The sequence below is a fragment of the Sulfurihydrogenibium sp. genome, assembly GCF_028276765.1.
In the GTDB taxonomy this organism is placed as follows: Bacteria; Aquificota; Aquificia; order Aquificales; family Hydrogenothermaceae; genus Sulfurihydrogenibium.
Map to the genome: position 1 here is coordinate 12174 of NZ_JAPYVU010000001.1, position 23344 is coordinate 35517.

27 protein-coding genes and 1 tRNA gene are annotated in these 23344 nt (G+C 32.1%); 19 read left to right on the forward strand and 9 right to left on the reverse strand.

The window, feature by feature from the left end; all coding sequences use genetic code 11:
- Positions 1 to 99: 99 nt before the first annotated feature.
- The 7 genes from Q0929_RS00050 to Q0929_RS00080 all read right to left on the reverse strand — a co-directional run bounded on the left by Q0929_RS00050 (position 100) and on the right by Q0929_RS00080 (position 6531).
- A complete protein-coding gene (locus Q0929_RS00050) occupies positions 100 to 1221 on the reverse strand; it encodes a glycosyltransferase (RefSeq protein ID WP_299237554.1) in 1122 nt (373 codons plus the stop codon).
- Positions 1218 to 1454, reverse strand: coding sequence for a hypothetical protein (locus Q0929_RS00055; RefSeq protein ID WP_299237555.1), 237 nt, complete (start codon positions 1452 to 1454; stop codon positions 1218 to 1220). Before Q0929_RS00055 ends, Q0929_RS00050 begins: the two co-directional genes overlap by 4 nt.
- Positions 1451 to 3766, reverse strand: a complete 2316-nt coding sequence (locus Q0929_RS00060) for a glycosyltransferase (RefSeq protein ID WP_299237556.1) — start codon at positions 3764 to 3766, stop codon at positions 1451 to 1453. The genes Q0929_RS00055 and Q0929_RS00060 overlap by 4 nt, the downstream gene beginning before the upstream one ends.
- Before the next feature lie 67 nt (positions 3767 to 3833).
- The gene (locus tag Q0929_RS00065; RefSeq protein WP_299237557.1) at positions 3834 to 4208 is read right to left on the reverse strand and encodes a HEAT repeat domain-containing protein; all 375 of its coding nucleotides are present in this window, start codon (positions 4206 to 4208) and stop codon (positions 3834 to 3836) included.
- 36 nt (positions 4209 to 4244) lie between these two features.
- Positions 4245 to 4931, reverse strand: coding sequence for a polysaccharide deacetylase family protein (locus Q0929_RS00070; protein WP_299237558.1), 687 nt, complete (start codon positions 4929 to 4931; stop codon positions 4245 to 4247).
- Positions 4916 to 5692, reverse strand: coding sequence for a lysophospholipid acyltransferase family protein (locus Q0929_RS00075; protein ID WP_299237559.1), 777 nt, complete (start codon positions 5690 to 5692; stop codon positions 4916 to 4918). Before Q0929_RS00075 ends, Q0929_RS00070 begins: the two co-directional genes overlap by 16 nt.
- Positions 5689 to 6531 (reverse strand): GNAT family N-acyltransferase, encoded by an 843-nt coding sequence (locus Q0929_RS00080; RefSeq protein ID WP_299237560.1) that lies wholly within the window; start codon positions 6529 to 6531, stop codon positions 5689 to 5691. Before Q0929_RS00080 ends, Q0929_RS00075 begins: the two co-directional genes overlap by 4 nt.
- Before the next feature lie 725 nt (positions 6532 to 7256).
- Here Q0929_RS00080 and Q0929_RS00085 point away from each other — a divergent pair.
- Genes Q0929_RS00085 through folK form a run of 4 tightly spaced genes read left to right on the forward strand, consistent with a single transcriptional unit; the run spans position 7257 to position 9431 of the window.
- A complete protein-coding gene (locus tag Q0929_RS00085; RefSeq protein WP_299237561.1) occupies positions 7257 to 7826 on the forward strand; it encodes a UbiX family flavin prenyltransferase in 570 nt (189 codons plus the stop codon).
- The gene (locus tag Q0929_RS00090) at positions 7823 to 8716 is read left to right on the forward strand and encodes a tyrosine-type recombinase/integrase (protein ID WP_299237562.1); all 894 of its coding nucleotides are present in this window, start codon (positions 7823 to 7825) and stop codon (positions 8714 to 8716) included. The genes Q0929_RS00085 and Q0929_RS00090 overlap by 4 nt, the downstream gene beginning before the upstream one ends.
- 9 nt (positions 8717 to 8725) lie before the next feature.
- Positions 8726 to 8965: a hypothetical protein gene (locus Q0929_RS00095; RefSeq protein WP_299228454.1), complete on the forward strand. Its 240-nt coding sequence runs from the start codon at positions 8726 to 8728 to the stop codon at positions 8963 to 8965.
- A complete protein-coding gene (gene folK, locus Q0929_RS00100) occupies positions 8958 to 9431 on the forward strand; it encodes a 2-amino-4-hydroxy-6-hydroxymethyldihydropteridine diphosphokinase (protein ID WP_299237563.1) in 474 nt (157 codons plus the stop codon). Before Q0929_RS00095 ends, folK begins: the two co-directional genes overlap by 8 nt.
- A 5-nt stretch (positions 9432 to 9436) precedes the next feature.
- Here the strand turns inward: folK and Q0929_RS00105 are convergent.
- Together Q0929_RS00105 and Q0929_RS00110 are read right to left on the reverse strand one after the other, a co-directional pair.
- Positions 9437 to 9509 (reverse strand) — tRNA-Phe (locus Q0929_RS00105).
- Between the two features lie 16 nt (positions 9510 to 9525).
- Entirely contained in the window at positions 9526 to 9774 is a 249-nt protein-coding gene (locus Q0929_RS00110) for an integrase core domain-containing protein (protein ID WP_299237564.1), read from the reverse strand.
- Between the two features lie 508 nt (positions 9775 to 10282).
- Between Q0929_RS00110 and Q0929_RS00115 the strand changes: the two genes are divergently transcribed.
- From Q0929_RS00115 to Q0929_RS00185, 15 genes are all read left to right on the forward strand, one after another.
- A complete protein-coding gene (locus tag Q0929_RS00115) occupies positions 10283 to 10915 on the forward strand; it encodes a tetratricopeptide repeat protein (protein ID WP_299237565.1) in 633 nt (210 codons plus the stop codon).
- Between the two features lie 9 nt (positions 10916 to 10924).
- Entirely contained in the window at positions 10925 to 11623 is a 699-nt protein-coding gene (purC, locus tag Q0929_RS00120; RefSeq protein WP_299237566.1) for a phosphoribosylaminoimidazolesuccinocarboxamide synthase, read from the forward strand.
- Positions 11620 to 12519, forward strand: coding sequence for a UTP--glucose-1-phosphate uridylyltransferase GalU (gene galU / locus Q0929_RS00125; RefSeq protein ID WP_299237567.1), 900 nt, complete (start codon positions 11620 to 11622; stop codon positions 12517 to 12519). Before purC ends, galU begins: the two co-directional genes overlap by 4 nt.
- Positions 12506 to 13282, forward strand: a complete 777-nt coding sequence (rsmA, locus tag Q0929_RS00130; RefSeq protein WP_299237568.1) for a 16S rRNA (adenine(1518)-N(6)/adenine(1519)-N(6))-dimethyltransferase RsmA — start codon at positions 12506 to 12508, stop codon at positions 13280 to 13282. The genes galU and rsmA overlap by 14 nt, the downstream gene beginning before the upstream one ends.
- The gene (locus Q0929_RS00135) at positions 13269 to 13550 is read left to right on the forward strand and encodes a DUF503 domain-containing protein (RefSeq protein WP_007546743.1); all 282 of its coding nucleotides are present in this window, start codon (positions 13269 to 13271) and stop codon (positions 13548 to 13550) included. Before rsmA ends, Q0929_RS00135 begins: the two co-directional genes overlap by 14 nt.
- A 13-nt stretch (positions 13551 to 13563) precedes the next feature.
- Positions 13564 to 13872, forward strand: a complete 309-nt coding sequence (gene rbfA, locus Q0929_RS00140) for a 30S ribosome-binding factor RbfA (protein ID WP_299237569.1) — start codon at positions 13564 to 13566, stop codon at positions 13870 to 13872.
- A gap of 470 nt (positions 13873 to 14342) precedes the next feature.
- A complete protein-coding gene (gene ndhC / locus Q0929_RS00145; RefSeq protein ID WP_299237570.1) occupies positions 14343 to 14714 on the forward strand; it encodes an NADH-quinone oxidoreductase subunit A in 372 nt (123 codons plus the stop codon).
- Positions 14705 to 15220, forward strand: a complete 516-nt coding sequence (locus Q0929_RS00150; RefSeq protein ID WP_343232040.1) for an NADH-quinone oxidoreductase subunit B family protein — start codon at positions 14705 to 14707, stop codon at positions 15218 to 15220. The genes ndhC and Q0929_RS00150 overlap by 10 nt, the downstream gene beginning before the upstream one ends.
- 12 nt (positions 15221 to 15232) lie before the next feature.
- Complete coding sequence (nuoD, locus tag Q0929_RS00155) at positions 15233 to 16975, forward strand: NADH dehydrogenase (quinone) subunit D (RefSeq protein WP_299237571.1); 1743 nt, start codon at positions 15233 to 15235, stop codon at positions 16973 to 16975.
- A 454-nt stretch (positions 16976 to 17429) separates the two neighbouring features.
- Positions 17430 to 18440, forward strand: a complete 1011-nt coding sequence (gene nuoH / locus Q0929_RS00160) for an NADH-quinone oxidoreductase subunit NuoH (RefSeq protein ID WP_299237572.1) — start codon at positions 17430 to 17432, stop codon at positions 18438 to 18440.
- Between the two features lies 1 nt (position 18441).
- Positions 18442 to 19044, forward strand: coding sequence for an NADH-quinone oxidoreductase subunit I (locus Q0929_RS00165; RefSeq protein WP_299226421.1), 603 nt, complete (start codon positions 18442 to 18444; stop codon positions 19042 to 19044).
- Entirely contained in the window at positions 19035 to 19565 is a 531-nt protein-coding gene (locus tag Q0929_RS00170) for an NADH-quinone oxidoreductase subunit J (RefSeq protein ID WP_299237573.1), read from the forward strand. The genes Q0929_RS00165 and Q0929_RS00170 overlap by 10 nt, the downstream gene beginning before the upstream one ends.
- The gene (nuoK, locus tag Q0929_RS00175) at positions 19565 to 19867 is read left to right on the forward strand and encodes an NADH-quinone oxidoreductase subunit NuoK (protein ID WP_007547541.1); all 303 of its coding nucleotides are present in this window, start codon (positions 19565 to 19567) and stop codon (positions 19865 to 19867) included. Before Q0929_RS00170 ends, nuoK begins: the two co-directional genes overlap by 1 nt.
- A gap of 4 nt (positions 19868 to 19871) precedes the next feature.
- Entirely contained in the window at positions 19872 to 21818 is a 1947-nt protein-coding gene (gene nuoL, locus Q0929_RS00180; protein WP_299237574.1) for an NADH-quinone oxidoreductase subunit L, read from the forward strand.
- 13 nt (positions 21819 to 21831) lie between these two features.
- Positions 21832 to 23340: an NADH-quinone oxidoreductase subunit M gene (locus Q0929_RS00185; protein ID WP_299237575.1), complete on the forward strand. Its 1509-nt coding sequence runs from the start codon at positions 21832 to 21834 to the stop codon at positions 23338 to 23340.
- Positions 23341 to 23344: the final 4 nt, after the last annotated feature.

A 23344-nucleotide genomic window follows, 5' to 3' on the forward strand; every position in this document is an offset into this window, starting at 1 on the left:
ATTATTGACTTTCTTGAAATCAAGAAGTAATTTTATACAGATATCTTATACAAAAGGTAAGTTTACGAGAATTTTGGAACACTTTTAATTGATGTAATCCTATAGCTTTCTATAAATTTTAAAAAGCCTGTCAAAATTCTTATTTAAATCAAACTCATTTCTTATAAAATTTTTCATTAAATTTCTATCAAGACTGTTTAAGTTATTGCTTAACTTTAAAGCCTTAGATACAAAGTCCAAAGCATCCGTCGCAAGATACTCTTTATAAAACACTATCTCCGGAAAAGAAGTATTGTTGTAAGCTAAAACCGGGAGTCCGCAGGCTTGGGCTTCAATCAAAGATAGTCCAAAAGTATCGGTTTTAGATGCTGTAATAAAAATATCTGACATTTTGAGCATTTTAACTAAATATTCCCTATCGCTAATATAATCAAGAATTAAAGAATTACTATTTAAACTACTTAAAGCATAATCTTTTAATGGTCCGGCTCCTATGAGTAAAAAGAAAAATCTATTTGATTGGATCTGTAAAAGCAATTTTATAATTTTTATCAGCTCATCAAAATTTTTGTCTTCCGAAAACCTTCCCACATAAATAAAAACTATTTTGTCATCAGGGATATTGAATTTTTGTCTAAGGTCTTCTTCCGGCTGAATTTTATCAAAAAAATCAACATTTATACCATGATAGATAACTTCAACATTTTGCACGCCAATATCTAAAAGATAGTTTTTAACATAGTAAGATGGAGCAATAACAAGGTCTAATTTTGAATAAGTTCTATATGTATAGGACCTTGCAATTTTCTTAACTATAATTTTTCCTTTAATTTTGTTTATATTTTCAACAACACTTTCTAAGTTTGAATGAAAAAAGCCTACAGTTTTATATTTTAGACTTTCTTTTTTTGAATTTACAACTGTTGGAATTAGAAAAGGAGAGCCTATTTCTACTATATCCGGTTTTTCTTGCTCTAATATGTTTGAAAGTTTAACAGGATTCATCAAAAGTCTATAGTGGTTATTGAATGGGAAATAGGGGGATTTGATTTTAATTATTTTGGTTCTTTTTAAAAAAAGTTCCCCATCCTCCTCCCCTGGAATTATTAGTGTGTGCTGAATATCCTCTTTATCTTTTAGGTATTCTATTTTGTTTTGGATGTATGTTTTAATCCCTCCCCCTTTTTCAGAGTAGAAATGTGTTATATCTAACAGTCTCATAATTCATTAATAATTAAATCAACAAGTTTTTTGTGATACAGTTTAAATCCAAAGCTTGTTTTTTTACTAAGATTATACTTATTGGCTACTCTTCCGATGTACACAAGGCTTACATATTTATTTTTTCTCTTTATAATCTCACTTTGGATATCTTTAGCTATCCACCAGTCATTGTCTCTCATTTTGACTGTTGGAGTTATGTCTATTGGGTAGTAGGATTTTCTCGACCTCATACATAAACCTCCTCAAGTTGTTTCTTTGAAAGATAGCCTAAGCTAAATTTTTCAACCATCTTAAGCAATAGGCTTCTTTCATCAAGATTTGAGACTAATTTTAAAATGTTATTTCTTATTTTTTGTGATAAAACTGGATTTTCTATTAATCTTTCAAGGATTAATTTGTATTCTCTTGGGTCGTTATTGGAAATAACAAACCCTGTAATATCTTCAACAATATTTTCTTTAGAGGCTCCTTTGTCTGATACAAGAGGGATTAAACCGCTTGCCATAGCTTCAAGCACTACATTTCCAAATGTTTCCGTTGTGCTTGGAAATAGGAAAAAGTCAGCTGATGCAAAGGCTTTAGATAACTCCTCTCCTTCAAGAAATCCTGTGAACATTATCTTTCCTTCGTAAGTTTGTTTTAACTCTTTTAAATACGGACCATCTCCTACGATTGCAAACTTGACCTTTGGATTGTTTTCCATCAGTTCATAAACTTCTATAAAAACATCTAAATCCTTCTCTTTTGCAACTCTTCCAACGTATAATACAACTTGTTCAAAATTGTACTTAGGGTCGTATTTTTTCCAAAAGTTTTTATCCCTAAACGATGGATTGAATTTTTCTTGATTTACTCCTCTTCTAAAAACTTCCATCTTTTCAGGCTTAACACCTATTTCAGCAAGCTTTTGAAAGTAGTATCTTGATGGAACTAATACTTTCTCGCTATTGTTGTAGATAAATTTCAATCCTTGGGCTACAAATTCTTTTAATGCTGGTTCATTTGTGTATCTGTATACATACTCTGGAAAGTCTGTGTGGAATGTAGTAACAAATGGTATGCCAAGGATTTTGGATATGGCAAATCCCATCAAGCCAACAGGTCCCGGAGTTGGGGCGTAGATTACGTCAAAGTTGTTTTGCTCTATGTAATCTAAAAGTTCTAAAAAGTTTGGAATGTTTATAGGGATTTCTTCATACTCAGGAAGGTTGAACGTAAACATTGGCTTAAAGTTTATTAGATGTTCATCTTCTTCTATTCTTTTGTCGTATGAAATGATGAATTTAATGTTTAAATTTTCTTCTTTTGCTAAGTTTAGTAGTTTTTGAGTTGTTCTTGATACTCCGTTAATCTCGAAAAATGTATCTGTAAGATATGCTATTTTTCCTTCCACGTGACCATTATCGAAAAATTCTTTATGTATTTTTTTAGAAAAATTCTTTTCATCTGCCCTTTGTTTGTAAACTGAAACGTAAAATAAGTAAGAAGACGAGAATATAAGGATTTTCCCTAAGTACATACTTAATTTGTCAAAATCTAAATTTTTTTGATTTCTTATATTTGAGATGTAGTAGGGTATTAGATTTATAAAAAATCTGTGTATATTCTCATGATTGTCTTGTGAAACTTCTCCTTTGTGCTTGATTACTGTTTCAATAAAGTTTAAAATGCTATTTCTACCAAGGATTTGGTCTAAAATGTAGGTTGATTGTTGCTTTGGTTCAAAAAGGTAATCTAAAAGCACTCCAAAATTTCCAAGGTTGTACTGTCTTTTTAAGCCTTCTTTTGCGATATTCATGACCATATGGGTCAATCTTTTTGGATTTCCGTGCATTCCATCGTACTGAGTTTTTCCTTCATTGATTGCATTTTTTAAATCTTCAACTGTTTCTCCTTCGGCAATTGTGTGACCTGTGCCTAAATCAAGTCCTCCATGGTCATCAGAACCACCTGTAAAGGATATAAAGTCTCTTCTTCTTTTGTTAAAACCATACTTATTTGCCAATCTTTCAATCACATCTTTTTGACTAAAATAATTTGCAATTTTTTCTGTAATCTGAGAAGAAGTCTTAGACCTTGTGCCGTTTAAAATTTCCCAATTGTCAAATAAAAGTCCTAACTTTTCAATGTGTGATTTTGTAAGCTTTCCATCCATGTTGTACAGAGGATGGGAAAGTATATGAGTGATATTATTTTTTTGTAAGTAATCAACAAGCTCGTATATATTTCCTCTAACTTTTTGAATATCTTGATGAATTTTTTCGTTTATATCTATGGCTATTACGTGGATTTTTGCTCTATCTTCCGGAAAGTAGGTTGTGATCTCTTCTGATATAAATACATTTGGCAAGTGTGCGATTTCTAAACAACCATCTATTGTGTCGTGGTCGGTAATTGTAAATAAGGTCATTCCTCTTTCTTTTAATTTTTCATAAACTTTTTTGGGCTTGACATAGCTTTCACTTATTTTAAGTTTATTAGAAAGATAACCACCAGGCTTGTTTGAAGCTTCTGAGTGTAAATGTAGGTCAACTTTAATCATTTTTGCCTCCTTATCAGAGATTGATTAAAGGATACATTAAAAGTGTTAGAGAATTATTAAGGTTTTGTTAAATTTTGATAATTTGACCTAAGAACCTTTCTAAGATTATATTATCTTGAATTTTCTTCCTTTCCTTTAAACATTCTAAAGCTTCATCTGTTCCAATATTCTGCAGTGCTTTGGCTATCTCTATAAGCTCATAAGTATCCCTCTTATCAAAAAGCATTTTACAAAGCTTAGGAACAGCTTTTTTGGTTTTTCTTTTGCCAAGGATTTCTATAGCAACCATTCTATTTTGTGTTATTGGATTATTAAGTGCAAGAATAAGTTTATCATCGTAGTCTAATTGAGTAAAAAAGCTTACATCTGCTTTACAATAAGGACAGATTTTGTCATTTTCTTGAATTTCCTTCCAGCAGTAAGGACAAAACCAATGTATCATTTAGAAAGTGAGCGGTGGGATGTTTTTTCTTTTATTTTATCTCAAATCTTGAAGATGTATGTATTCAAAATCTTTGCCTTTTAATGTCTTGACGATTAATTTTATTTTGTCTTCATCTATGGCATCTATCGGATGTAGAGCAATTCTTATGACGTTTATTTTGGAAAGTCTAAGTGTATAAAAATAAGCTTTAAAAGATAATTTAGATACAACCTCAACTATCCCTCTACTGCCAAAGCTTAAAACCGGTGATAAGATTCTTCTATCTTTTTGTAAGTCATAAATATACAATCGGTCTTCTGTAAATCTAAATCCATACTGTTTTAGTAGTTTAAAGTCTTCTTTTCTCATCAACCATGCAGGTGGTATAAAGCCTTTTGGGTGTATGTTAAGCTTATTTAAAATCTCTAAGCCTTTTTTAAGTCTGTCTTCCAAATCTTGGTAGTATAAAAACTCGCCTTCACAGTTTGTAAATAAACTTTTCAGCCCTTTAAAACAGCCGGATTTGTGGCTATAACCATGTAATACAAACTCTCCATTAACTTTAAAGTTTTCTAAGTCTTCTTTTATCTCTAACAGATTTTCTTTTTCATGATAGTATGGTATTAATAGATACGTGATCTTACTAACACCTAAGTCTTCTAAGATATCTTTAAGATAGTAAACTTTTTCAAGGTTTGATTTTGTAACGTCGTGTATAGAGATGTTTAACTTTTGTAGCATTCTTCTATTTTTGAATGTAAGTATTTTGAAAGCTCTTTTCTATCTTTAAAATTTTTTGGGTCTTCTGGCTTTAAAAACTTAACTTCTATAAACACGCTTTTTACATTCTTTAAAAAAGTGAAAAAATGGCTGAAAAATTCCATATCACCGTAGTAGTAAAGTAAATCTCTGTTTTTCTCATTTACAGGCCCATCATTAACTTTTGTATATTTTATACAGCATGGAGCTATAAGAGTATCAACCAAGAAAGCAAGTTCTAAAAATGTAGATTTAAAGGGTAAAACACATTCGCCATTGGATGTAGTTCCTTCCGGAAAGATAACAACGTTAAAACCATTATGCAATAAATCTTTAATCATCTCTATCTCTTCTTTTATACCGTTTTTATTTTTTCTGTCTATAAAAACACTTCCTCCATACTGTGCAAGCTTTCCAATCAAAAAAGAGTCTCTAACTTCCACAGTTGAAACAAAAACATTTTTATTGTTATACATCAAAGCTATAATGTCTAAGTAGGAAAGATGGTTTGAAATAATAAGATAGTTTTTATCCAATTTATGAATTGAAGCGTTGTCTATCAAGACATTTATTTTGTAAAGCCTGCAGGCTATATCTCTAAAAATTCCGGCATTTTTTAAAAACAATCTCCTTTTTTTGTGCTGGTTTTTTACAGTCAAATCTATCGATAAAGAAATCAGTAAAAATAAAATCAGTAAAACAATAAAAATGTTAAGCCTGTAAAAGAGTCTTAGATAGCTCATTCCTTCTTGTATTTCTTTTCAAATGTTTTAGTTAAATTTTCTGTGTCTAAGATTGTTACAAAGTCAACACATCTAAATTTTTTATCCAATGCTGGCTCACTACAAACCTTTGCACCCGCTTTTAAATATCCTTCAAGGAGTGGTGGAATGTAATTTGATGCTTTTTCGTAGTTTGGTTCTATGTATTCTAAAAATTCTGTGTACTTTTTTAAGCTCAAAATTTTGTAGTTAAACTTTGGGTAAGCTTCTAACTCTGGCAGGTAGTATTTTGATTTTAGATACATGTAAATAAATGCCACTTTTTCTATATCTGTTTCAAAAATACTTGAACATCCAAAGAGATACTTATATCCACCTGTGTAAACATACTGGCTGATACCTCTCCAAAGCAGTGACAATGCTATTCCATTTCTGTGATTGCTATCTATGCATGCCCTTCCCATTTCAAGTATTGGGTCTTTTATGCTTTTAATCTTATCAATAAAAAATTCAGATTCTGTGTAAAACTCCTTAGAGAAATTTGACCCAATCAAACGATATGTTCCAACCACTTCTTTTGAGTTTTTATCTATTAGCAATAGATGGTCTGCTATCATATCGAATTTATCAGTGTCTAATTTGACTAATTTTTTTGTCTTTTCAAAAAATACTTTATGCCTTAATTTTAAAGCTTTTATAAGCTCTGTATGAGATTCTGCTGTTTTAACAATGTATTTACCTGTTTCAAATTGTAATTTTATTTTAGGTCTAAAGTTTTTGAGCTTGTACTTGTAAATGTCTGTTGGATTTACAGGAATTTTAAAAGATTTAAAGTTTTTTAACTTTTCTACGCCTATCATAACAATCCTCCAAAATTGGATTTATGAGATTATAGAGGTTTATTTTTAAATTTTGATTAAGATTTGATTATGTTATTTTAAGAAAATTTATGAGTATATTAAGAAAGTTTAAACAATTTTGGCTAAGAATTTAGTGATTTTCATAGAATTTGAAAAGAAGATTCTTTGGATTAAGGTTTTGAGTATGACATGAAAAAATTAAATGATAAGCACTAAGTAAAGAGTGACTTTATTTCGCCACTTTGCAGTCAGAGAAGGAATCTCAGCCTTTTTATCTATCATATATTTACTGTATACCTTGGGTGAGAAATTACCTCCATAGCTTACTTTTTCTAAAAAATCTATAACAAATAGCAAATGCATATAGATAAGCAATGAAAGTTTTAATCTTTCTCCATCTACTTATAGAGACTGTTTCAAAAATCCAAATCGTCATTCTGAGCGAAGCTAAGAATCTCTTCCTTTCTTTTTAAAAGGATGACAGAGAAAGCGAAAGTATGTTAACGATTGCCTTATTTGTCATTCTGCAGCCGGCGAAGAATCTCATGATTTTAATGAATTTCTCACCCCCGATGTATATAAACATATTAGTTCAGGAAAAATTTTTAAAATAAAAATCTATGAGTTCCTTTCTTACCTACAGACATTCATGAATTATTCAAACATTCATTATCTTCTACCTATGATTTATACATATCTTACATCAGTTATGATAAAATCAGATTATGAAAAAATTTATAGTTGGAATAACCGGAGCAAGTGGGTTTATATACGGGAAAAGATTAGTAGAAGAACTTGCTAAGGAAAATTATGTTTATTTGGTAGTTTCTGAATCTGCTTTCATAGTCATGGAAAAGGAAGAGGGAATGACTAAATCAGATTTTATAAAGAAACTTCCAAAAAATGTTGAAATTTTTGATAATAAAAATATTGCGGCACCAATATCGAGCGGTTCTCAACTTGTAAAAACAGAAGGTGTTATAATAGCCCCATGTTCTATGGATACGTTGGCAGCAGTGGCAAATGGTATTAGTGTAAATCTTATTCAAAGGGTCTGTGATGTTGCTTTAAAAGAAAGAAAAAAGCTTTATTTACTTGTAAGAGAAATGCCATTTTCTTTAATTCACGTTGAAAATATGAAAAAAGTAATGTTAGCCGGTGGAGTTGTTGCTTCAGCATCTCCGGGATTTTATCATAAGCCAAAAACCTTGGATGACATGATTAACTTTGTGGTTGGTAAAATATTAGATAGTTTTGATGTAAAACACAATCTTTTTAAAAGGTGGACTGAATGAAGGTCTCTGAATGTTGTGATTTATTTTTATCTTACATGGCAGACAAATCACCAAATACTGTAAAAAATTACAGAGTAGATTTTAATCAATTTATTAAAATAGTTGGAGATAAAAATATAAATGAAATCACAAAAGCAGATATTGCTAAATTTAGAATGACTTTACAGATGCAAAATAAAAAATCTTCAACCATAGCAAGAAAACTTGCTTCTGTTAATTCATTATTTCAATATTTAATGGATTTAGAATTGGTTAGCTCTTCGCCTATAACCAAATCCCACAGACCAAAAGTTTCTCAAAAAATTCCGTCTGCTTTGTCAAACGAAGAAGTAAAAAAATTAATAGATGCTTTAGACAGTATCCAAGATAAGGCTATCGTAGTTTTATTTTTGACTACAGGTTTAAGGTCTTCTGAACTTTTAAGCATTAAAAAATCTAACATTGTCGTTGAAAGGAACGGTCAAACATTTTCTATTGATAGACTAATTGAAGGTGAAGTCAAAGAAGGTGATATTGCATACATAAGAGTGGTTGGTAAAGGAGATAAAGAGAGAGAAGTTCCTATAACCGGCAAAACTTTGGAAATTTTAGTCCAATATTTAAAAAGTATCAATGAATTTTTAGATGACAACGAATATATTTTCCCGATTTCTTACCATCTTCTTTGGAGAAAAATTAAAAATATAGGTAAAAAATTAGCTATTACATTACATCCACACAAACTAAGGCATACAGCTGCAACGATGGCATTATCATCCGGAGCAGAACTTAGAGTTATACAAGAACTTTTAGGTCATGCTTCACCTGTAACAACTGCAAGATATGCAAAAGTTGGTCAGAAGCAGCTTTTAAAAGCAACCAAAGCCTTATCAGAAAATATAGATTTGTGAGGTCTAAAAATGGAAAAATTCTTTTTAAAACTTTTAGCTGAAGAAAAAAATCCGTTAGATATCTCAGATTTAAAACAGTGCGACCCATACTCATCTTTTGGTGTATTTTGTAATACTAACTCAATCGTTGAAGGATTAATAGTCATTGTTGGTGTTATTCTTATGACTGCCGGAGCTTTATGGTTTGTTAAGAAAAATCAAGAACAAGTTCAAAGAGAAAAAGAAGGCTTTAAAGAAAATAATGAATGAAGTTTATTTAGGACTTGGAAGCAATGTAGGAGATAGGCTGCTAAATTTAAACAAAGCTATAGAATTATTATCTGAAAAAATTCAAATCTTAAAAAAATCTAAAATTTACGTATCGAAAGCTGTAGGCTATACAGACCAGCCTGATTTTTATAATATGGTTTTGTATGGAAGAACCAATTTAAGCCCGGAAGAATTATTTAATTTTATAAAAGATGTTGAGAAAAACGCAGGAAGAGTATACAGATTCCATTGGGGTCCAAGAGAAATTGATATAGATATACTTTTTTATAACAATTTAGTCTATAAAAGCGATAAGTTAAACATACCCCATCCAAGACTTCATGAAAGAGATTTTGTTTTATTACCATTGATAGAATTAAATCCAAAACTTTTTCATCCTGTTTTAAATAAGAGAGTTTCTGATTTAAAAGAGTTTATGGAAAATTCTGTAATTGGAGTTTTATAAAGAAGTGGCCAAGGGCGGAATCGAACCGCCGACACTGCGGTTTTCAGCCGCATGCTCTACCGACTGAGCTACCTGGCCAACTCAGAGATAAAAATTATATACCAATTTTAAATTTTTTGCAAGAGGGTGTATAGGTTATACCGGTTTGGGAAAATTCCGATTTTCTTGAATTCATAATATCACAAAAGTATTGTAAAGGTGATTTTTTGTTTAAACTATGATGAGGTCTTTCTGTGTTATACCATAACATATATTGCAGCATCTTTTTATTAAACTCATGAATATCTTCTAATTCGTAATCTTCGTAGTACATGATAAATTCATCCTGTAATGTCCTATTCATTCTCTCTACATATGCTTGTCCTTTTGGATATCTTGGATAGTTAAAATAATGTTTTATATCTTTTTTCTTTAATGCTTTGGTAAACTCACCTAAGAATTCACTTCCGTTATCTGTCTGTATTCCGCTGTTGCGTTAATTGTGATTCTTTGCCTGGCATACTCATGATTTAATTTCTTTTCATCTTTAAGCATTATTTATTATATTTCCTACGAAACTTACAGATATTGTAGGAATATTGTGCTGTTTACAAAGCTCATCAAGTAAAACTTTTATTTTTTCTTTTCCAAGCTTAGGATGTTTTTCCTGATTTCTAAAACTAACTGTTTTTGTTTTTCTGTTATTTTTTGTAATTTTTCTAATTTTACTCCTTTTTTTGATGCATAACGATTTTTAAGAGACCCAGAATTGATATTAACTTATACAATCAAAAATCTTCTCATCCTGTTGAATTTTTCATTTAAAATATCTATGATACAATATATAGCAAAAATCACATAGAAGGAAGTCTATGGAAAAAGAAAAACTGCCAATAGAAAAAGATGTAGATTTAGAATTTGAATATAAAGTTTATAGAATCTATGACTTCTTAAAAAAACATTTTAAATTTGTTTTAGCATTTCTCCTGCTATTAATTGTAATAAGTGGGGGTTTATATTACAAAAATCAGATAGACAAACAAAACAAAGAAAAAGCATCTTTATATATATCTAAAATTGCTGACTTATTGTCAGAAGACAAATTAGAAGATGCAAAAAAAGAGCTTGAAAGCTTTAAAAAGCAGTATAGAGATACAGAGTTTTATAAAGTAGCACTTGCTTACGAAATATTGATAAACAAAGAAGAAAATAAAGAAAATAAAGAACCTGCAGAAAAGTTAAAGAATGAACTTAAAACCGACCTATCTTCAGGCGTTAATGAATATCTTGCATACCTAAAAAATAAAGAAGGTAATTCTAAAGAAGCAAAAGAAATATTAAAATCCATAGATTCAAAAAAGTATAACTACATATCAGCACAAACTCTTTATGCTTTAATTTTAAAGAAAGAAGGTAATTTCCAAGAAGCTCAAAAAATCTTTGAAACTATAAAAAATGATCAAAATTATAGATACTTTTCTTTATTAGTAAGAGAAAATTTATAGGAGTTCTTCATGGAAAAATTGTATGAAGGAAAAGCAAAAATAGTATATCAAGCTGAAAATCCAAATCATGTTATCATCTACTTTAAAGATGAAGCAACAGCTTTTAACGCTCAAAAGAAAGATGTAATTGAAGGAAAAGGGATTTTAAATAATAAAATATCATCAATCTTTTTTACGCTTTTAAATCAAGCAGGAGTTAGGACACATTTTATAAAACAGATTTCAGACAGAGAGATGCTTGCATATAAAACAAAAATCATTCCAATAGAAGTGGTGGTCAGAAACTTAGCAACGGGAAGCATTGTTAAAAGGCTTGGAATTCCGGAAAAGACAGAATTTAATCCACCGTTGATAGAGTTTTACTATAAAAACGATGCACTTGGAGACCCAATCATATGCTATGAACATATTTTAGTTATGAAACTTGCAACAGAAGAAGATGTTAAAACTATCAAAGAAATGGCATTAAAAGTTAATCAAATATTAAGAGATTTTCTTATAAAGCATGACATTATTCTGGTTGATTTTAAGTTAGAGTTTGGAAAGTTAGACGATGAAACAATCGTTGTAGCAGATGAGATATCTCCGGACACATGCAGATTTTGGGATGCAAAAACCGGTGAAAGAATGGACAAAGATAGATTTAGACTTAATTTAGGGGATTTAGCTAAATATTATCAAGAAGTTTTAAGGAGGGTGGAAAAATGAAAAAAATCAGAAAAGCTGTAATACCGGTTGCAGGCTTTGGAACAAGATTTTTACCGGCTACAAAATCCACACCAAAAGAGATGATGCCACTGATAGATAAGCCAATTATTCATTACATTGTAGAAGAGGCTGTAAAATCTGGAATAGAAACTATAATTTTTGTTACGGGTAGACATAAAAGAGCAATAGAAGATTACTTTGATTACTATCCAGAGTTAGAACAGGTTTTAAGTAAAAGCGGAAAAGAAAAAGAAATCCAGATGCTTAGACAAATAAGTAATATGGCAGAATTTGTATACATCAGACAAAAACAACAGCTTGGACTTGGACATGCGGTACTGACTGCAGCAAATTTAGTTGGAGATGAACCATTTGCAGTTTTACTTGGAGATGAGATTATCAAAAATGATGAAAAGCCAGGAATTAAACAGCTTATAGATGTTTACTATCAGTTTGGAAAATCAGTAATAGGTACGATGGAAGTACCAAAAGAAGATGTAAGTAAGTATGGAATAGTAGCAGGAAAAGAAGTTATGAATGGAATAAAGCTTGTTGAATCATTGATTGAAAAACCTTCGATAGAAGAGGCACCATCAACTACCGCAATAATAGGAAGATATGTACTAACGCCAGACGTATTTGATGCATTAAGAGAAACACCGGTGGGAAGAGGTGGAGAAATTCAATTAACAGACGGGCTATCAAAGCTTAGAGAGAAAGAAGTAATCTATGCAAAAGATATAGAAGGAATAAGGCACGACACAGGTAATAAGCTTGGATATATAGAAGCAATCATAGACTTTGCACTTGACAGAAAAGATTTGAGAGATGAAGTCTTTAAAATGGTAAAAGAAAAATGCAAGGAGATGGAAAAGGATTCAGTTGAACAAAATTAAACCAAAAAAACATTTAGGACAGCATTTTTTAATTTCAAAAAATGTTATAGAAAAAATTGTAGATGAAATAAATATTTCTCAGGAAGATATTATTGTTGAAATAGGACCGGGTACGGGTGCTTTGACCGAGGAAATCTTATTAAGAAATCCGAAGATTTTGTATGCCATTGAAATTGACACGACAGTTTATCCGGTTTTAGAAGAAAAGTTTAGTAAACATTCAAATTTCAAGCTTATAAAATCGGATTTTTTTGATGTGAATCTTTATGAATTAATTTCTGATGAAGAAAAAATAAAGCTTGTAGGAAATTTGCCGTATAATGTTGCATCTTTAATGATAATAGACTGTGGGTTTAAACTTGATATTTTAGATTTTTGTGTTTTTATGATTCAAAAAGAAGTGGCAGAAAAGTTGATAGCAAAACCAAAGACAAAAGATTATACATTTTTATCAGTATTTATTCAGACATTCTTTAATGTAAAATATATAATGAGCGTTCCGGCAAGGTTTTTTAACCCGCCGCCAAAAGTAACATCCGCAGTAGTAAAACTCACACCTAAACAAAACATAACAATTAAAAATGTAAAAAAATATAAAAATTTTGTATCTCATCTGTTTCAAAACAGAAGAAAAATGATAAAATCTAAGATTGAAGAAGAAATATTGAATAAAGTAGGAATTAGCCCAAATTTAAGAGCAGAAGAGCTATCGGTGGAAGATTTTATAAGAATCTTTGAGGTAGTAGAAAATGATGATAGGTAGCTTAGTTTTAGAAATTCATATACCCGACTCATCAAATCTCAAAGAAAAAAGAATGGTTGTAAGGTCTATAAAAGAAAAACTAAGAAGTAAATTTAATGTTGCCGTTTCTGAAGTAGATAAACAAGATTTATGGCAATCTGCAGTGATTGCTGTTGTAACTGTAGCACCTGATAAACTTCAATTAGAAAAGGTTTTAGGTTCTATCGTTGGTTTTATAGATGCAAACTTTCCACATTTGCATATAAATATACACAAGGAAATAATTTAAAAGGTGAGTTAAAATGAAAGAAAAGTCCCACAGAATGGAAAAGGTAAATTCTATGTTGAAAAAAGAGTTATCTGAAATTATATCTGAAGAGATAGCATTGCCAAAGGATAATTTTATAACAGTGAGTTTTGTAGATACTACAGCAGACTTAAGCGAAGCTCAAGTTTTTATTTCTGCTTTAAAAGACGAGGAAGAAATTTTAGAGGTTTTAAATAAACAAAGTGGACATATAAGATACGTTCTTGGTAAAAGAATCAGAATGAAGAAAACACCAAAGCTATTGTTTAAAAAAGATATTTTTGAATTGAATATATCTTTGTAAATGATGCTATATCTTGAGTGATAAATCAGAGATTTTTATAAAATTTTAAAAAAGAGATCCTTCGGCCTTACAGCCTCAGGATTATTATAAAACTTATTCTCTTAAAGTTTAAAAATTTTTGGTATACTTAATATACGATGACAGGAAAAGGTCAACTTACAAAAATTTTGGAACAGTCTCACTCACTTCAGTCTTTGACTATTTACATTCTGCAGCCGGCAAAAACCTCCCTAATCTTATTGAATCTCTCATACGACGTATCTTTTAATTAATATAGAAAAGAAGTTTCTTAGGAGAATATTTATTCTTTTCAATCAATTTTCAATATCTGTTTCATTAAATTAAAATCAATTTTTCAATTTCTTAACAAGGTTTCGTCACAAAAAATTCAAACTGTGTTATAAAACTCTTGCAAACTTTTTTATTTTGAGTTATCCTAATTTAAGAAATTTTATAGAGGAGAGCCGATAATGACCACAGGTTATTTAGGACTGACGATTTTCTTTATACTGGCTACCGCAATTGGAGTAGTTCTTTTAGTTGTAAACAGACTTCTTGCACCAAAAACACCGGAACCTTATGAAGGCTATCCTTACGAATGTGGTGTTCCTCTTTACGATAAAACAACATGGACAACAATAGACCAAAAATATTATCTTCTTGGATTGCTTCTTGTACTTTTTGACCTTGAATCAGCTTTTGTATTTCCTTGGGCGGTTATTTTTAGAGAGGTTGCACAGGTTGCACCTGGTTTTATACTTACTGAAATGTTTTTCTTCTTAGGTATATTAATTCTTGGTTACATCTATGCTTGGAAAAAAGGAGCGTTAAAATGGCAATGACAAATAGTGGAATAATTTTAACAACAGTTGAAGAAGTTTTAAGCTGGGCAAGAAGAAATTCTTTATGGCCTGTATCTGTTGGTTTAGCATGCTGTGCTATTGAGATGATGCATACAGCTGCTTCAAGATTTGATACAGACAGGCTTGGAATCATATTCAGAGGTTCTCCAAGACAATCAGATGTTTTAATCGTAGCTGGAACAGTAGTAAATAAAGTTGCTCCTATGCTTAGGCTTATATATGAGCAAATGCCGGACCCAAAATGGGTTATAGCTATGGGCGGTTGTGCATCTGCCGGAGGTCCTTTCCCTACATATGCAACTTTACAGGGAGTAGATAGAATAATTCCTGTAGATGTTTATATTCCGGGCTGTCCGCCAACACCACAGGCTTTACTTTGGGGAATATTAGAGCTTCAGAAAAAGATAAAAGCAAAAAAAGAAGGAAAAGAGTTTACAGAGATTCCTATAAAAGTTCCTCAAGAATCAAAGCCTATCTCTAAATAGCAGGGAATTATTTTGACATGGATAACCTTAGATAAAGCTAAAAGGATAAATTCTGTTTTTGATGTTAAAATTGAAAGTTATAAAGACAATGTCTGGGTAGAAGTAGAAAAAGATAATTTAATCGATCTTTTAAAATTTCTAAAAGAAGACCCGGACTTTTCCTTTAAAATGTTTATCGACTTTACAGTCGTAGATTATCCATATCACAACCCAAGATTTCAAGCGGTTTACATTCTTTACTCTCCAGAATACAACGAAAGAATCATAGTCAAAACTTGGACTGATGATACTCTGCCATCTTTAATAAATCTTTGGAAAGGTGCCAAATGGGCTGAAAGAGAAGCCTATGATATGTTTGGTATAAAGTTTGATGGTCATGACAATTTGGTAAGAATGTTTTTGTGGGAAACTTATCCTTACTATCCACTTAGAAAAGATTTTCCAAAAGAAGGATTTAAAGATACATTTCTGCCATCTTTAAATGAAGGAAAAAATATTCCCAGTCATGATTATGACCCATACCATACCGCTATACCAACACTTGAAGACTTAGAAATAACAGAAAGGAAAAGAATCAGTAAAAAAAATCAAATAGTTTTAAACTGGGGACCACTTCATCCCGGAACGCACGGAACAATTTGGTTTTTATTTGATTTAGAAGGTGAGACAATAAGAGAATGTGATATCATTCTTGGACAACTTCACAGAGGAATTGAAAAACTTTCAGAAGACCTTACATACACGCAGATAATCCCATATACGGACAGAATGGACTATATTTCGGCTTTATGTTCAAATATAGCCTATGTTAATGCAGTTGAAAAACTTCTTGGAGTTCAACCACCGGAGAAAGCTAAATGGATTAGAACCATGCTGGCTGAACTTCAAAGAATAAATAGCCATCTACTTTGGCTTGGCACAACCGCCCTTGACCTTGGCGCCTTGACAATGTTTTTATATACATTTAGAGAAAGAGAAAAATTAATGGATATTATAGAAGGAATAGCAGGCATAAGACTAAACTCCTCCTTTTTAAGGATAGGTGGCGTTAGATATGACCTACCAGAGGGTGCATTAGATGTAATCAAGCATTTTATTAAAGACTTTCCATCAAGAATTAAAGATTATGAAGACCTTTTAACTAAAAATAGAATTTGGATAAGAAGGAATAAAGATGTAGGAATAGTAAGCAAAGAGGATGTTTATCAGTATGGACTTACTGGTGTAATGGCAAGAAGTGCCGGCGTTCCTTACGATATTAGGTATATTCAACCAACAGACGCATACGCTGATGTTGATTTTGAAATTCCTCTTGGAACAGTAGGTGATGCTTATGATAGATATTTAATCAGAATGGAAGAGATGAAGCAAAGTTTAAGAATAGTTCAGCAGTGTGTAGAGAAGTTAGAAAAACTAAAGGATGATAAATATCTAGCAACAGAGAATCCTTATGTACTTCCAACGTTGAATGAGGTTTATCAGTCCATAGAGTCTATGGTTAAAGATTTTACATTAAGAATTTATGGAGAAAAAGCACCGGCTGGAGAGGTTTATGTTTCTGGAGAAAATCCAAGAGGTGAGCTTGGTTTTTATATTGTAAGCAAAGGTGAAGGCAAGCCTTACAGATTAAGAATAAGGTCGGGAGCATTTTATAATCTTCAAATCTTTCCAGAGCTGATAAAAGGAAGAACGGTAGCTGACGCAGTCGCTCTCCTTGGAAGTATAGACCCAGTTGTTGGTGAAACAGATAGGTAATAGCATAAAAATCTTTTCTAAGGTTAAAACATGTCGAGCGAGAAATGAAGCTGTTTCAAAAAAACCAACATCGTCATTCTGAGCAAAGCGAAGAATCTCCTAATCTTTTTTCAAGTCAAAAAAATCAAAAGAGAAGCTCCTTCGGACTTATATCCTCTAAATAACGAATTTGATTTTTTACCACAAATGTAAATAAAGCATGGAATTTATAAAAATCATACTCTGAATGAGAAATTGGTGGTTTTTATAAACCTTAAACAAACGAAGTCCTTAAGGTTGAATGAAAAGCTTTAGAAAACAGATTAACTAAAAAATTCAACATTTTAGCAAAGATTAAAAGTTATTTATCAAGACCTTAAATAAATTTTTGACTTTTTAAAATAAAACAGTGTTTAATTTTATGTAGTAATGTGTTAATATAATTTAACAAAATTGCAAGGATGAGGTTTTGCATATGGAGATGCTTGGAACGATAATAGGCCTAACGATTAAATCTCTTGTCTTTGTTGTTGGAATGTTTTTAGCAGCAGCATATTTAACTCTTATTGAAAGAAAATTTGCAGGTCATGTTCAGCAAAGACCGGGACCTCTCCATGTAGGATTTCATGGGCTTCTTCAGCCAATAGCAGATGCTCTTAAAGTTTTAACAAAAGAAGATTTAGTTCCAAATAATGTTGATAAAGTTTTATTTTACCTTGCTTCACTTATGGCATTCGTTCCGGCTATCATGATACTTGCGGTTATTCCATTTGGCAAGCCTATACAGATCTTTGGATTTGAAATAAAGCCATATATTACAGACCTAAACATCGGATTAATCCTTGCCCTTGCATTTGGTAGTATAAGCATTTATGGAGTCATCTTTGCCGGCTGGGCTTCAAATAGTAAATATCCAATGATAGGTGGTCTTAGAAAGGCTGCTGTATTGATAGGTTATGAAGTTGCTCTTGGATTTGCTATGGTTGGACCAATTATGATGGCTGGCTCTTTTTCTCTTAAAGAGATAGTATACGCTCAAGATGGATTTTTTGGTGCGTTTATCTGGTATCAGCCAATTGCGTTTATTGTTATTCTTTTTGCCATATTGGCGGAGACAGGAAGAACGCCGTTTGACGTTCAAGAAGCAGAAGCAGAGCTAGTATCAGGATACAACACAGAATATTCAGGAATGAAGTTCGGTCTATTTCCATTGGCGGAATGGTATATAGGTACTTTTGTACTTAGTGCCATAGCTGTAATTCTCTTCTTTGGTGGCTGGAAAGGTCCTGAAATCTTTGGACCAATATCACCATTTATATGGTTCTTCTTAAAAGTATTTATGATGTTTATGTTCTTCCTATGGGTGCATTGGACGCTTCCAAGATACAGAGTAGACCAAATTACTGAAATTGCTTGGAAAGTAATGCTTCCATTGTCATTATTAAATATTTTTATCACTGCGATAATAATTTTAATCAAGGGCTAAAATGGTTAAAATAAAGTATTTAGAAAGACCAAGCTTAAGCATATGGGAAAAAATATTTTTCATCGATTTTATTAAAGGTTTAAAAGTAACTTTTAAAAACTTATTGCAAAAAACAATTACAACTAAATATCCTTTTGAGAAATTGACTCCTCCAAAAAGATTTAGAGGTGTACATGCTCATAGAGTAAAAGATGGAAATGAACCGCCATCTTTTAGCGTATTAGAAAAATTTATGGATATTGAAACAGGTGAAAGCAGATGTGTTGCCTGTTATATGTGTCAGCAAGCATGCCCAATGCCTTCATTGTTTGTTATAGAAGCAGAGCAACTTCCAAACGGAAAGAAAAAGGTTAAAAAATTTGAAATGAACTTATTAAACTGTCTATACTGTGGATTGTGCGTTGATGCATGTCCGGTAGACTGTTTAATTATGACAGATATATACGAAATGGCACAGTATCAAAGAAAAAATTGCGTAATTCATATGGAAGATATGAGCGAAAGAGGAAAAGATTTTGATAGAAGAAGATTGAAAGAACCGGATAGAATATGGATTGATGACTCAGAAAGAATTAAGTTATGGGGGCAAGTCAAATGGAGTTAAGTGCAGTGGCTTTTTGGGTTTTATCTACAATAGCAGTTATATCAGCCATAGGTGTTGTTTTCTTTAGAAATATTGTTTACGCTGTACTGTCATTAATCTCGACATTAATAGCAATTTCAGGGCTATTTTTTAACCTTGGAGCAGAGCTTGTAGGAGCACTCCAGATCTTAATCTACGCGGTAGCAATAGTTGTTTTCTATGTTCTTGTGATATCAACAGTACCGCAGTATAAAGGTCAAGCTATAGACCCAAAATATACTTTACTTTCTCTTCCATTTGGATTTATTCTATTCTTAGAGCTTGCCTATGTATCTGTTTATGGTTTATGGACATCTAATAAAGGCATATTCTCTCCGGATATTTTTACAAAAATATCCAATGCAAAAGCTGTGGCATCCCTTTTATTTACTAAATATCTCTTTCCATTTGAAGTTGCCTCTTTAATTCTTCTTGTTGCGATGATTGGTGCTATATTACTTGGAAGAAAAGATATAGTTGAAGATGAAGAAGGAGGGCAGTAATGGTACCATTTGAATACTACGTAGCTTTAAGCGGACTTCTTATGGTTCTTGGTTTTATTGGTGTAATAGTTAGAAAAAATATTATTGCGATGCTATTATCAACAGAGCTTATGCTAAACGCAGTAAATATAGCATTTGTTGCCTTTGACATGAAACTTCACGAAGTGGTAGGTCAAGTATTTGTATTTTTTATTTTGACTATAGCAGCTGCTGAAGCGGCGATAGGTCTTGGCTTAATAATGGCAATCTACAGAATGAAAAAAGACGTTGATGTAGAAAAACTAACAGAGTTAAAGGGGTAGTAGCATGGAGTACTTATGGATTATACCGTTTTCACCTCTTATAGCATTTATAATCATAGGACTTTTTGGTTATAAGTTTTTAAAAGAACCATTATCCGGAATCGTTGCTGTTATAGCAGTTGCCATCTCAGCGATAGCATCAGTAAAAGGTTTTATTGATGTTGCCGGATCTGGAAAGTATTATGATTTAAAGCTTTTTAACTGGCTTACTATCGGTGACTACTCAATATCTGTTAGTATATTTTGGGACCCACTTTCGGCTTTAATGACCTGTGTCGTTACATGTGTATCAACCTTTATTTTTATATTCGCAACCGGTTATATGAAAGGTGACGAATCTTATCCAAGATTCTTTGCATATTTATCATTATTCGTATTTATGATGCTTATGCTTACACTTTCTGACAATTTGGTTCAGTTATTCTTCGGATGGGAAGGTGTTGGTTTAGCATCATACTTATTAATTGGTTTTTGGCATTATAAAAAATCTGCGGCGAACGCTGCTATGGAATCGTTTGTTGTTAACAGGGTTGGTGACTGGCTATTCTTACTTGGAATATTGCTTGCATTTACAACATTTGGAACCTTAGACTATTTGCAAATTTTTAATAAATTACATGGAGCGGACTATATAATCGTCACTGCTATAGCGTTGTTATTATTTGGTGGTGCTGTTGGTAAATCTGCACAGATTCCATTGCATATATGGCTTCCAAATGCGATGGAAGGTCCAACTCCAGTTTCTGCATTAATTCACGCTGCTACGATGGTTGCAGCCGGTGTTTACATGGTTGCAAGACTAATGCCAGTCTTTGCATCTTCAGAAATTGCATTAGATACAGTTTTATTCATAGGTACGATGTCTGCATTCCTTGCAGCTACTATGGGACTTGTTCAAAATGATATTAAAAGAATCATTGCATACTCAACATTATCACAGCTTGGTTATATGTTTGCTGCTGAAGGTTTAGGTTTATTCAGTGAAGGTATGTTTCATCTTACATCCCACGCGGTATTCAAAGCATTACTTTTCTTAGGTTCAGGTAGCGTTTTAATAGCTCTTCACCACCTGCTAGACGTTCAAAAAATGGGTCAAATTGGAAGATTGATGCCTATCACAATGGGAACATTTTTAATTGGTTCTCTTGCATTAGCAGGTATACCTCCATTTGTGGGATTTTTCAGTAAAGACCCAATCATTGAAGGTGCTTACGAAATTAATACTTTTGCGTTTACGTTCTTGTGGCTTGGAGCTTTCTTGACTGCATTCTACATATTTAGATTGTTCTTCCTTACTTTCTTTGACGGAGACAGATTAGACCCTCATATTAGAGAGCATGTTCATGAATCACCGCCAAATATGACAATTCCATTGATCGTGTTAGCAACTGCAACAGTTATTCTTGGTTTCTTTAGAGAGTTCTTTATAAACTTCCTAAAACCATCATTAGACCCTGCACATATGCCTTTCTTATCTCCAGAGGTGAAAGCATTGGTTAATGAAGGATTGAGCAGGTCTCACCATGTCCATATAGAGGCAAATGCTTTTGAATTTTTAGGACACTCCTTAACATCTTTCTTAGGAATACTATTGTTGGCAACTGCTTTAGCCGGCATATTTACTGCATATATAATCTATCAAATTAGAAAAATTGACCCAGTTAAAATTGGAGAAATGTTTAAGCCTTTATACATTCTTTTCTACAACAGATGGTTCTTTGACAAGATTTACTACGCAATCTTTGTATATGGTTATTATAAACTTTCTAAGGTGATGTGGTTTATTGGTGATAAAATTATCATTGACGGAATTGTTGATGGTTCTGGAAAAACTTCACTTTTTGCAAGTGATATATTTAGAAAAACACAGATGGGAAGAATTAGTGGATACGTAATTCAGATGTTAATAGGCGTAGTAATCTTTTTATCCCTATTCTTGTTTTTGAAGTAGGAGGAGGTAGAAAATGACAGTAGAGTTTGTAAGGGCTGACATTCCACTAATAAGCATCAGCATAATCATTCCAATTTTAGCCTCATTTATAGTATTTTTTGCAAACGAAAAACTTGCTAAGCCGATTAGTATTATAACGTCAATAATAGTTTTTATAATATCTTCTTATATGCTTTTAACATACGACCCGACAGGTTATAAAATTCAATTTTATGAAAAGTATGCATGGATTCCACAGTTTGGAATAAGCTACGAAGTTGGAGTTGATGCTCTAAGTTTAACTCTTGTTTGGCTAACAGCTCTATCTTTTGTTGCTGCTTTTGTATGGAGCACAAATATAGAGAAAAGAATAAAAGAGTACTTTATAGCATTTTTAATTCTTGAAGCAGCTTGTATTGGTGTATTTGTTGCATTTGACCTTGTTGCGTTTTATGTTTTTTGGGAAGTTATGCTAATTCCGATGTTTTTAATCATTGGTGTTTGGGGTTATGCTGAGAGAATTTATGCAGCAACTAAATTCTTTATATACACATTCTTTGGCTCTCTTTTTCTTCTTATTGGCGTAATTGGAATGTATATTTACAACTACATGGAAAACAATATACTTTCTACAAGCTATTTTGATTTATTAAAATTACACTTGCCTTTTAACCTTGAATTAATCTTTTTCTTACTTCTTGCTCTTGGTTTTGCTATCAAAGTTCCTATGTGGCCATTCCATACATGGCTTCCGGCTGCACACGTTCAAGCTCCAACAGCAGGCTCTGTAATACTTGCAGCAGTTTTGTTAAAAATGGGTACTTATGGGTTTGTAAGATTTAGTCTTCCATGGTTCCCCGAAGCATCTAAATATTTTATGCCGGTAATCTTTGCTTTAAGTGTAATAGCTATTATTTATACTGCAATGATGGCAATAGCTCAAACACATATAAAAAGGCTTATTGCATACTCTTCTGTATCACACATGGGTTTTGTAACAATGGGTACATTTGCATTAAATCCTGAGGGTGTAAACGGTGCCATAATCACTATGATTTCTCACGGTTTAACATCAGGAGCGCTATTCTTGGCAGCAGGATTTATTTATGAAAGACTTCATAGCTATGAAATGAAAGACCTCGGCGGAATGGCAAAATTTGTTCCGGTTTTTGCAACGTTATTTATGATATCAGCAATGGCTTCGGCAGGACTACCAGGATTATCTGGGTTTGTAGGTGAGTTTTTATCACTGCTTGGAACATTCAAAGTTAGCATCTTAACCGCTGTTTTAGCTGGTCTTAGCTTAGTAGTAGGTGCTGCATACACATTATGGTTATACAAGAAAACAATGTTTGAAGAGGAGTTGCTTTCTGAAGAAAAAATAAGAGAGTACTCAAAGCTAAAAGATTTAAACACAGCAGAACTTTGGTCTTTCTTACCATTTGTGGTATTTATGTTCGTAATTGGTATATACCCTAATTGGTGGATTAATCTAATTAATAACACTACCCAATTTATTTTACACAAGATAGTAGGAGGGTAATCGA

Coding starts and splice junctions, on each gene's coding strand:
- Q0929_RS00050 (WP_299237554.1), bottom strand. CDS start 1,221: ATGAGACTGTTAGATATAACACATTTCTACTCTGAAAAAGGGGGAGGG.
- Q0929_RS00055 (WP_299237555.1), bottom strand. CDS start 1,454: ATGAGGTCGAGAAAATCCTACTACCCAATAGACATAACTCCAACAGTC.
- Q0929_RS00060 (WP_299237556.1), bottom strand. CDS start 3,766: ATGATTAAAGTTGACCTACATTTACACTCAGAAGCTTCAAACAAGCCT.
- Q0929_RS00065 (WP_299237557.1), bottom strand. CDS start 4,208: ATGATACATTGGTTTTGTCCTTACTGCTGGAAGGAAATTCAAGAAAAT.
- Q0929_RS00070 (WP_299237558.1), bottom strand. CDS start 4,931: ATGCTACAAAAGTTAAACATCTCTATACACGACGTTACAAAATCAAAC.
- Q0929_RS00075 (WP_299237559.1), bottom strand. CDS start 5,692: ATGAGCTATCTAAGACTCTTTTACAGGCTTAACATTTTTATTGTTTTA.
- Q0929_RS00080 (WP_299237560.1), bottom strand. CDS start 6,531: ATGATAGGCGTAGAAAAGTTAAAAAACTTTAAATCTTTTAAAATTCCT.
- Q0929_RS00085 (WP_299237561.1), top strand. CDS start 7,257: ATGAAAAAATTTATAGTTGGAATAACCGGAGCAAGTGGGTTTATATAC.
- Q0929_RS00090 (WP_299237562.1), top strand. CDS start 7,823: ATGAAGGTCTCTGAATGTTGTGATTTATTTTTATCTTACATGGCAGAC.
- Q0929_RS00095 (WP_299228454.1), top strand. CDS start 8,726: ATGGAAAAATTCTTTTTAAAACTTTTAGCTGAAGAAAAAAATCCGTTA.
- folK (WP_299237563.1), top strand. CDS start 8,958: ATGAATGAAGTTTATTTAGGACTTGGAAGCAATGTAGGAGATAGGCTG.
- Q0929_RS00110 (WP_299237564.1), bottom strand. CDS start 9,774: ATGAATAGGACATTACAGGATGAATTTATCATGTACTACGAAGATTAC.
- Q0929_RS00115 (WP_299237565.1), top strand. CDS start 10,283: ATGGAAAAAGAAAAACTGCCAATAGAAAAAGATGTAGATTTAGAATTT.
- purC (WP_299237566.1), top strand. CDS start 10,925: ATGGAAAAATTGTATGAAGGAAAAGCAAAAATAGTATATCAAGCTGAA.
- galU (WP_299237567.1), top strand. CDS start 11,620: ATGAAAAAAATCAGAAAAGCTGTAATACCGGTTGCAGGCTTTGGAACA.
- Q0929_RS00135 (WP_007546743.1), top strand. CDS start 13,269: ATGATGATAGGTAGCTTAGTTTTAGAAATTCATATACCCGACTCATCA.
- rbfA (WP_299237569.1), top strand. CDS start 13,564: ATGAAAGAAAAGTCCCACAGAATGGAAAAGGTAAATTCTATGTTGAAA.
- ndhC (WP_299237570.1), top strand. CDS start 14,343: ATGACCACAGGTTATTTAGGACTGACGATTTTCTTTATACTGGCTACC.
- Q0929_RS00150 (WP_343232040.1), top strand. CDS start 14,705: ATGGCAATGACAAATAGTGGAATAATTTTAACAACAGTTGAAGAAGTT.
- nuoH (WP_299237572.1), top strand. CDS start 17,430: ATGGAGATGCTTGGAACGATAATAGGCCTAACGATTAAATCTCTTGTC.
- Q0929_RS00165 (WP_299226421.1), top strand. CDS start 18,442: ATGGTTAAAATAAAGTATTTAGAAAGACCAAGCTTAAGCATATGGGAA.
- Q0929_RS00170 (WP_299237573.1), top strand. CDS start 19,035: ATGGAGTTAAGTGCAGTGGCTTTTTGGGTTTTATCTACAATAGCAGTT.
- nuoK (WP_007547541.1), top strand. CDS start 19,565: ATGGTACCATTTGAATACTACGTAGCTTTAAGCGGACTTCTTATGGTT.
- nuoL (WP_299237574.1), top strand. CDS start 19,872: ATGGAGTACTTATGGATTATACCGTTTTCACCTCTTATAGCATTTATA.
- Q0929_RS00185 (WP_299237575.1), top strand. CDS start 21,832: ATGACAGTAGAGTTTGTAAGGGCTGACATTCCACTAATAAGCATCAGC.